General features: G+C 57.0%; 6 protein-coding genes. All 6 read right to left on the bottom strand.

Annotation, left to right across the window (positions count from 1 at the left end; translation table 11 throughout):
- On the bottom strand, window positions 1–537 hold a 537-nt coding region (locus tag ACRBB0_RS02290), incomplete at its 3' end, for a cell envelope integrity protein TolA (RefSeq protein ID WP_431372777.1).
- Between the two features lie 216 nt (window positions 538–753).
- A complete protein-coding gene (locus tag ACRBB0_RS02285; protein WP_431372776.1) occupies window positions 754–2,853 on the bottom strand; it encodes an NAD-dependent epimerase/dehydratase family protein in 2,100 nt (699 codons plus the stop codon).
- 11 nt (window positions 2,854–2,864) lie between these two features.
- Complete coding sequence (locus tag ACRBB0_RS02280; RefSeq protein WP_431372775.1) at window positions 2,865–3,824, bottom strand: glycosyltransferase; 960 nt, start codon at window positions 3,822–3,824, stop codon at window positions 2,865–2,867.
- Complete coding sequence (locus ACRBB0_RS02275; RefSeq protein ID WP_431372774.1) at window positions 3,821–5,080, bottom strand: glycosyltransferase family 4 protein; 1,260 nt, start codon at window positions 5,078–5,080, stop codon at window positions 3,821–3,823. Before ACRBB0_RS02275 ends, ACRBB0_RS02280 begins: the two co-directional genes overlap by 4 nt.
- Window positions 5,077–6,048: an NAD-dependent epimerase/dehydratase family protein gene (locus tag ACRBB0_RS02270; protein ID WP_431372773.1), complete on the bottom strand. Its 972-nt coding sequence runs from the start codon at window positions 6,046–6,048 to the stop codon at window positions 5,077–5,079. The genes ACRBB0_RS02275 and ACRBB0_RS02270 overlap by 4 nt, the downstream gene beginning before the upstream one ends.
- A complete protein-coding gene (locus tag ACRBB0_RS02265; protein ID WP_431373223.1) occupies window positions 6,036–7,109 on the bottom strand; it encodes a Gfo/Idh/MocA family protein in 1,074 nt (357 codons plus the stop codon). The genes ACRBB0_RS02270 and ACRBB0_RS02265 overlap by 13 nt, the downstream gene beginning before the upstream one ends.
- Window positions 7,110–7,131 lie beyond the last annotated feature (22 nt).

The following is a 7,131-nucleotide window of genomic DNA, read 5'->3' as shown; positions in this document are numbered from 1 at the left end:
CTCAGCCTCACGTTTAGCCTGTAACTCGGCCTCACGTTTAGCCTGTAACTCGGCCTCGCGTTTGGCCTGCAGCTCAGCTTTCAGTCGCAACTGTTCGCGCCGGGCGTCTTCCGCCTTTCGGGCGGCTTCACGTTCTTGCGCACGCTTTTGGGCTTCGGCGCGGCGCTCTTCATCCTTGCGCGCGCGCTCTTCTGCACGTTTTACGGCTTGTTGTTTCTCTTCGGCCAAACGATCCGCAGCTTCCTGCTCGGCCACTATGCGAGCTGCTTCCGCGGCCTTTTTGCGTTCTGCTTTGAGACGTTCTTGTTCCGCCTGAGCAGCGGCACGCTTTTCATTTTCGGCTTGCCGTCTTGCTTCGGCCTGAGCCTCTTCAGCTTGGGCTTGCTCTGCGGCACGCTGTTTCTCTGCGGCGTCATGTGCGGCTTGCTCTTGAGCACGTCGGATCGCGTCGTGATCAACCGAATGATCCCCGGCGGGGTCAACGGATGTTGAGCCTTTGTATTTGCGGCGAAATTTGCGCTTGTCCATCATATTCATGCCCCGGACCCCTGCGGTAGCCAAGCAAAAACGTGACTTTTACGTCGCGTGATACGATCCGCGATTTTCGTATCCTGTGCCATTTGACTGCTCAACTCCGACTCAACAAACCCCATCTGACGGGGATTTTTCACTCAAAACCGGTTAAAGCAGCCAATTCTGTCTAGAATAAGTCAGATTTGCGAGGATTGTTCACGCTTTCGCACTGTAACCGTTTCAACACCCAATAAGATTGGCCTTCTTAATCGCCTTTTCAATAAAGGCGGCTTTGTTTGCCTCAGGGCGCCATCCCAATACCTCTTTGGGTTTGGCATTCACAAATGGGGTGAAATGCGCGCGGCTCTTCCAATCGGCCAATGATGGGCGGATCACCCCCTTGCGGCGCAGGGCGTATTTCTTGAGCGCATATTTCACCGCGTCGCTGGCAAAGAACGCCGTTAAATTACCGGGGCTGACCCGGATTCTTGCGCCCAAAGCCTCGTGGATTGCATCGAAATAATCGCGGGCCGTTAGCATCGGCTCACCGATCAGGTTGAAGCTTTCACCTTCTACGGGGGCGTCAATCATCCGTACCAAGCCGTCGGCGATGTCTTCGTTCAAAACGAAGGGTAGGATGTTGCGGCCATGGCCCCAAATCCGCACCGCACCAGCACCGTGCCAGCGCCCAATGCCCCAGTGTTGCAACGGCCCGCCAGCTCCAACAACGATACCGGGGCGCGCGATTACCAAGGGCAATCCGCGTTCACGGTGTAGCGCCATCAGCTGCCGTTCGCATTCCGCCTTAGAGCGTGCGTAGAGGTTGCGGTCGGTCATATCCTCAGGGAAACCCGTGTCCTCGGTAATCTCAGAGTAGGCGTTTGACATATCGTAGCTGGCGATTGTTCCGGTATAGACCAGCCGCTTTACCCCGGCTTTTTCACAGGCCATACCAATGCGGGTGGCGACGCCAACATCATTGATCAGACAGTCGGCCCAAGTGGTTTCCATCGCCTTGGCGAGGTTAAAGACCACGTCCATACCCTTCATCGCTTCGGTCAAACCGTCCAAATCATGAAGCGAGACACCAACGGTTTCGACATTGTCGGGAAGGTCTGGAAACGGCCCGGTTTTACCGCGCGATAACACGCGGACATCGCGGCCATCGGCAACCAAACGTCGGGTCAAAGCGCGGCCGATAAACCCGGTTCCGCCAATAACCATCGCGGTGGGCTTGGGCGTGCGGGTTTGAACCGCTGGGGCTTTGACCGTCAAAATATCGGCCGGCAACAGGTTTATCGCATCATCGAGGGTTTGCATGACAGCGACCGCCGACTGTCCGGCCCATCGCGGTTCGGCGTCGCCTTTGGCCAACGCGCCATAGATCGCGGCATCCATGCCAAGAAAGCTTTGGCCATAGGGGTTTCTGGTGTTCAGCGACCGGAGTTGGATTGCTGCATTCTTGGTGCCTTGCCAGAGATGTTGGCGTGACAGATCAAGTTGTTTGCGCAGCGGATTGATCACGAGATCAGACGGGTTTTCCCGCTCAACAACCAAAACATCCTGCGCATAATCTAGGCGCGCTCGTGCTGAAGAACCGCGCAGGGTCACCGAGCGATCATCAACAGTTTCGACCATGGAAATTGTAATTGTAATATCGACCCCGCCAGCGCGGGCCAGAATGCGAAACGCCTGTGGGCGCGGGTCGTCTCCAGGGAGCAGCGTGGGTTTGGAGGCCTCGGCAAACACCACGTCTATATCGCCAAACAGGTCATGGGCAAAGGCAACCAAATGGGGGCCAAGCTCAAGCAACAGATTGCGTGGTTCCCGCAAAAGCCACAGGTTAAAGGGGCCCGAGCGCAAAGGGGCGAGGGGCAGGGCCCATGTGATTTCAGCTGCGGAAATGCGTCCATAATCGCCCGCATTCATTGCGGCTTTCATCTTGGAATATGACGGCAGGCCTAGAAAGTTATGCCCCGCATGGAAGTGTTTGCCCGCTGCTTCAGCGGCGGTTTGGATTGCGCGGGTGGCGCTGCTGCTTTCGGCAACAGGCTTTTCGACCAGCACATGCAACCCGGCCTCAAGGCATTGGATAGCAATCGCTTCGTGCAGATGCGGTGGCGTCAAAATGTGAACGGCGTCACAGCATTTGGCGTCGATCAAATCCCCAATCGAGGAAAATGCCCGCGCGCCATATCCATCTGCCAACCCTTTGGCGGCGGCTTCGTTCAAATCACAGACAGCCGCGATGTGAACACCGGGCGTGGCCATGAGCGCATCTGCGTGCCATGTCGCAATATATCCGGCCCCGATCAGGCCGACGCGGATTTCAGACGTCATTGAACATACCTCTACTTGTACTCGATCAGGCGCATTTCATCACCGCGCAATCGGCGCAGGTGGAATTTGGCCATTCCGATGAGATTTGGGAATTTGGAAAGGGTGAGCAGCAGCGCGTGTCGCCATGCCTCAGATTTGGGAAGACCTTCGCGGATCAGGCCCTGCGCAGTGCGGATATAGTTAAACTCATAGGCTCCGATCAGGATCAGCGGCAGCCACCAAGCCAGCGCAAAACTGGCCAGCAAAATCAGCGGCAGGGCCAGGCCATAGACCAACACGCGTTTGCGCTCTTTGGCGAAGTATTCAGGATGCAGGTGGCCGACTTGGGCAAAACCGTGGCCGGTTCGAACCGCGCGGCTCCACCATTGGCCGAAACGCATCATATTAGCGTCATGTTGGGTCATGTCGGCAGGAATGCGTTCCAACACCCATCCAGCCTTGCGCAGGCGGGTGCAAAATTCATCATCCTCGGCGGCGATCACAGTCGGATCCATGCCGCCTACACCGCTCCAGGCGGCAGCGCGAACCAGCATGTCGCCACCACACGCGTCGATTATCCCGGCAGGGCGGTGCCATTCCCAATCGCAAAGTTGGTTATACACACTCGCATCACGGTGTATTTCAGAGCGCCAACCGGTGACCATTCCGACCTTCGGATGCGCCTCGAGATGTCGGCGTCCGGCGTCAATGAACCCGTCCACCAGCAGACAATCGCCGTCAATGAACATCACAAGTTGAGGATCGTCCAACGCGTCAAACCCGGCATTTCGCGCGCGGGCGGCGGTAAAGGGCGTCGACATATCGAGCTCAACCACGGTGGCACCGATTTTGCGCGCCTCAGCAACGCTGTCATCATGTGAACCGCTGTCCACATAGACAATGTGGCGTGCCTGCCCTTGGACAGATTCCAGCGCGGCAACCAAGCGCGCGCCTTCGTTGCGACCAATCAAGACGACATCAACCGGGGTCATTCCATCGCCCCCGATTGGGACGGCGGGCGCTTTGAATGGGGCGGGTTGCCCTCGGCGTAACCACAGACGAGTTGCGACAGCCAAGCGGCTTCTTTGGTGGTGTTGAACTGTGCTTCGACGGTTTCGCGCCCTTCTTCACCCATAGCTTGGCGTTCGGGCGGGTCTTCCATGCCGCGCAAAATGGCCGCAGCCAAGGCATTTGTATCGCCCGGCGGGATGAGCCAGCCGGATTCGCCATGGCGTACCAATTCGGCAATTCCGGCGATTTGCGTGGTGATGACCGGCACGCCCGAGGCCATAGCCTCCATCAAAACCACAGGCACCCCTTCTGCAAAACTAGGCAGAACAAAAAGGTCAGCTTCCAAAAGCGCCTCAGCGACCTCAGATTGGCTCTTGTAACCCAAAAAGGAGACCTGATCCGCCAGCCCTAATTCGGAAGCCAAGGCCTCCAAGGATTTCCGTTCAGGCCCATCGCCGATCAAACTCAAGCTGAGCTTTGGCATGTCCTTTTGGATCTGCGCCATAGCTTGGAACAGGATCGGCACCCCCTTGACCCCGGCGAGGCGCCCGACAAATAACAACCGCCCCCCCGAATGCCATGTTTTGCCATAGCGGTCCGGCTCGATACCGCAATGGACGATGTGCAGTTTGTCCCACTCGTTTTGATGGGCAAAACACATCAATTGCGAGCGGCAAAATTCGCTGATGCAGGCGACAAATTTGGCGCGTTTGGTCTTTTCATCAATACGCCAATGGTGCGGCTCAAAAAAGATATCCGGCCCGTGAATAGTAAAGCTATAGGGGATGCCAGACAGAGCTTCGGACAGCATCGCTACAGTGCAGGAGGCCTTGGCAATATGGTTATGAAGATGGGTGACGTTTTGATCCGCAAGATGCGCGGCCAAAACCCCGGCTTCCAGAAAATAGATCAGGTTAAACAGCCGGCCTTTGATGCCCTTGGGGGCGGTGCGCCATGCCAATCCCAGTGCTTTGCCATAGCGGATCGGATTGCGCATCCAGCGCATATGTGACCGGATCAGATGCAAGGGGCTTTTGGCGGCATCCAGCACCTTAAACGTGCGGGCATGTTCATCGCGCTGTTCAGGCCCGACAAGATGTTCAGGGCCAGTGGTGCGGATCGAGCAGGTCTCAACCTCATGGCCCAAATTCCGCAGCGCCGCGACTTCGCGTTGAATAAAGGTATCAGAGGCACGAGGGTATTCACCGGTCAGATAGGCAATTTTTGGTAGGGTCATGTTTGTCCCTCCAGGCTTGATTTCAACATGTCCTCAAACGGGGCGGCGTCGCACCCACCTAAAACCGAACGCAACGCTGTGTTGGGGTAGCGAAGTGGCATCAAGCGGGCGCGTAAAATAGGCTCTTGAAACAGGCCAGGCAGCTTTACGGACCATGGTTTGAGCAGTCGGACAACCCCGAGCCAAAGGGTATATGGAACCGGAAGTGTCAGGCGTGGCCAGCCAGAAAAGCGGCGATGCGCCGCCAAAAACCGATCTCGCGTTGGCAAATCATCATCCACGACATTGAGCGCTTGAACCCCATTAGGCTCTGTTTGCGTGGCGGCAATCAGGGACTGGGCCAAATGCCGGACATGCGCCAAAGGCAATTGCCCGTCCGACGTGATTTGCACATGGAGCTTTGATGCCCAAAACCCAAGCAACGCATGCCACGTGCGGTCCGGCCCATAGACAGCGCCCGGACGCATTAACCAAACCGCGCGGCCCGTTTCGGCGCAAAGGATTTCTTGCTTCAGCTTTGCCTGGGCATAAGAATCGCGGGCGTCATCGGGGTTTTCGAGGGGGCTGTTTTCAGTCAGCGTATCACCGGCTGACAACTGCATCGTATCATACACGGCAATCGAGCTAACCAACACAAGCCGCGCCGTGCTTCCTTCCATCGCGTTTAGCAAGGTTTGCGTCCCGCGCAGGGTGTCATCTGCATGGCGATCTGAATCCGCGCCCAAATGGGCGGCTGCGTGGATCACCGCGCCAACATCGCCAATCGCATGTTTGAGCAACTCGGTGCTTTCGGTGTCCGACAGATCAGCGCGCTGGGCAAAAATCCCGGCGTCCTGCGACCAGCTCTTTATCGGCTCACGGCGGTACACGGCCACCACGTCAATGCCTTGGGCGCGGGCTTCGGCGACGACGGCACGGCCAACATAACCGTTGGCTCCGGTGACTAGAATTCTTGTTACATCGCCCATGGCATCGGCTCCATCGGCTGGCAGGTTGTGGTCATTTTTTGCGCGCCGCTCTGTTCTCCGGCGTTTTGGATCGCCAAGGTAACCTCGGTCATGTGAAGCGCAAAGTCATTGGACAAACGACATTCGCGCACCTCTTGCAGGGCCTCCAAGAGCTCGGCTGGACCAAGCATAAAATTCATTGCTGCGGCGCCCCAACGTTTTACCTTTGGATGGGTCGGCTGAGTCAGTTTGATCCGGCGCGGCAAAGGGTTTTCCATCAGACGACGGCGCAGAGACATGCGTTTGGCAAAGCGCACTTTGGCGCTGTTGTCCCACGCCGCCTTGCAGCTCAAGACACCCTTATCACCAACGATACGGATCGAATGATCGTGCGGGGCGGTGATCGAACAGGTTAACCGCGTCACGGGCCCGTTTTCGAAAAACAATGTGGCGACCGAGAGATCCGGCGCAAAAGGGCCGGTGCCCTCTTTGTTCGGAATGGTTTCGGCCGAGGCGGCTACAACTGTGCGCACCGATCCAAACCATGAAATCAACCACCCCAAATAGTATCCGGCGTGCTCAAGTGTGCAGCCGACTTGAAACTCATCTTCGTACGGCCAAGGAGCCCCAGATTCAGACAGCCATTTCTTGTAAGCCGCCTGCGGAATAAAACCGTCATCCAATTCAGCATATATCGCGCGGGGCGTTCCGGCCATGTCATGGCGTAGCGCATGGCCAAGAGTTTGCGCCGCCTCACCCAAGGAGGAACACGGGGCAGACGCCAGCATCAACCCCTTGCTTTTTGCCAAAGCATGCAAGGTTTTGGCGTCCTCAACCGTCATGGCCAGCGGTTTTTCCGAATAGACATGTCGCCCGGCATCCAGACAGGCCTTGGATGTTTCGAAATGTGCAGATGGGTTGGTCAGGTTCAAAATGATTGCATCGGGGGAAGCTGCTAAAAGCGCGTCGAAGGATGGTGTTGGGGGCAGTTTCCAGAAGTCGCAAAAAGCCTGCAGCCGGTCGGGGTTCAGATCAAAAACACCAGCGACTTCAATCCCCGGCATTGCCGCGAGAGAGCGCATATAAAGATCGGCCACAAACCCG

The organism is Pelagimonas sp. (assembly GCF_050633425.1).
Classification (GTDB): Bacteria; Pseudomonadota; Alphaproteobacteria; order Rhodobacterales; family Rhodobacteraceae; genus Pelagimonas.
The sequence above is the reverse complement of the archived record's forward strand: the minus strand, read 5'-3'. Positions and strand labels throughout refer to the sequence as shown.